General features: G+C 70.9%; 2 protein-coding genes. Both read right to left on the minus strand.

The window, feature by feature from the left end; all coding sequences use genetic code 11:
• Window positions 1-249: 249 nt before the first annotated feature.
• Complete coding sequence (locus tag D7V93_RS42205) at window positions 250-1,635, minus strand: sigma 54-interacting transcriptional regulator (protein WP_120648587.1); 1,386 nt, start codon at window positions 1,633-1,635, stop codon at window positions 250-252.
• 100 nt (window positions 1,636-1,735) lie between these two features.
• Window positions 1,736-1,936, minus strand: coding sequence for a hypothetical protein (locus D7V93_RS42210; protein WP_120610239.1), 201 nt, complete (start codon window positions 1,934-1,936; stop codon window positions 1,736-1,738).
• Window positions 1,937-2,093: the final 157 nt, after the last annotated feature.

Here is a 2,093-nt window from a genome sequence, read left to right on the forward strand (position 1 = left end):
GGCTGGAGCCGTGCGATGACAGGGAGCGCTGTCTCTTCGGCCGACCCGCCGCGGGACTGACACGCGCTGGCGAACAACCCCAGCCCCCCGAGCAACAGCAGCCTTCGCATTCCCTGGCGCATGGCACCCTCCTCGCGTGGGTCCCTCCCAAGATGGGCTGGAAAGGCGCGCCGACAAGCGCCCCGGGCAGGGAGTCCCAGCGCAGTGTCGCCCCGGTCACGGCGGCCGTGGCTCCCGGGGGAGGGGAGGCTAGTCCGGCCCGGACGCGAGCCCGTGCTTGCGCAGGAGCTTGCGCAGGTAGACGCGGTCGATGCCCGCCTCGCGCGACGCCTTGGACACGTTGCCGCCGCACCGCTCCAGGAGCGTCTTCAGGTAGTCGCGCTCGAAGCCCTCGATGAGGCGCTCCTTGGCCTCCTTGAAGGGCAGGTCCAGCGCCAGCGACTGCGTCTCCTCGGGGTCCGCGCCCGCGGCGGGGGTCGGCCGGGAGGGCGTCTCCGGCAGGTCCGGCAGCGCGGACTCGCCCAGGCTCACCACCCGGTCCACCACGTTGCGCAATTCGCGCACGTTGCCCGGCCACGGGTACTGGGAGAGCAGGGCGCGCGTCTGGTCCGACAGGGCGCTCGGGGGCTTGCCCATCCGCTCCAGCACGGTGTCGATGAGCAGCGGGATGTCCTCCGGGCGCTCGCGCAGGGGCGGCAGCATCGCGCGCAGCACCGCGAGCCGGTGGAACAGGTCCCCCCGGAAGCGGCCGGCCTTCACCGCGCCCTCCAGGTCCTGGTGCGTGGCGGCCACCACCCGCACGTTCACGGCGCGGTAGTCGTTGGCGCCCACCCGCTTCACCTGCCGGCGCTCCAGCGCGCGCAGGAGTCGGGGCTGCACCTCCAGGGGCAGCTCCCCCACCTCGTCCAGGAAGAGGGTGCCGCCGTGCGCGCGCTCGAAGGCGCCCGCCCGGTCCGCCTGCGCCCCGGTGAAGGCGCCCTTCACGTGGCCGAACAGCTCCGACTCCAGCAGCTGCGGCGCCACGCCCGCCAGGTCCACGATGACGAAGGGCCCCTTGGAGCGCGTCCCATGGGTGTGCAGGGCCTCCGCGCACAGCTCCTTGCCGGTGCCCGTCTCGCCCTGGATGAGCACGTCCGACTCGCCCTGCGCCAGCCGCTCCAGCAGGGTGAACAGCTCCCGCATGCGACGGCTGGAGCCCACCAGGTTGCCGAAGCGTTCGCGGGTGGACAGCGGCATGGCGCGCGCCTTCTCGCCCTCCGGCACCAGCTTCAACTCCGTGGTGCCCAGCGTGAGCACCGCGCCCGGCCGCACGTCCAGCGTGGTGAAGCGCATGCCCTCGCAGAAGGAGCCGTTGCGCGAGCCCACGTCCACCGCCTGGATGGAGTCCTCGCGCACGTCCAGCAGCAGGTGGCTGCGCGACACGGCCCGGTCCGCGATGACGATGTCCGACGCGGGATCCGCCCCCACCCGGTAGCGCCCGGGGGTCAACGGGAAGCTCTGGCCCGCGTCCGGACCGGACAGCACCATCAGCCGCACCCGCACCCGCGTCATGCGCAGGGCCGGAAGGGCGTCCGTGCGGAGCAGCCGGTCCTCGTCCCGATCCTCGTCTTCGAAGCGCGCCACGGGGCGCACCATAACATGTCGAAATAGAAAGGCCCGGTCTCCCCGCGCGCGTCGGATGGCAGCGCGTGCGGGAGGATCAGGCCTTCAAGCGAAGCGGTGCGACCGCGGAGTGCTACTGCGCGGCCGGCGGCTTCGCGTGCTTGTAGAAGAGCACAAGCGTGTAGCAGTGGAACTCGTTGTCGGAGGACTGGCAGACGACCCGGTCCACGATCTCGAGATCGGAGTTGCTCTTGATCCAGCGGGTGACGTTCTCACCCAACTCTTCCCGCTCCTTGGCCTTCGTAGCGGAGAAGACCTTCACGCCCGTGAACATCGCCTGCCACTCCTTGTGCGGTGGTGAGAAAAGGCTGACCGGGAGTTATCGCACATGCCGTTTCAAGGTGTCAAAAATGCGGCGCCCCAAAAGTGGAGAAGTGCGAGGGGCCGGGGGACCGCGGGAGGTGGGGGTTTGCACGCCAACCGGCATGCAT

The organism is Corallococcus llansteffanensis (assembly GCF_003612055.1).
Taxonomy (GTDB): Bacteria; Myxococcota; Myxococcia; order Myxococcales; family Myxococcaceae; genus Corallococcus; species Corallococcus llansteffanensis.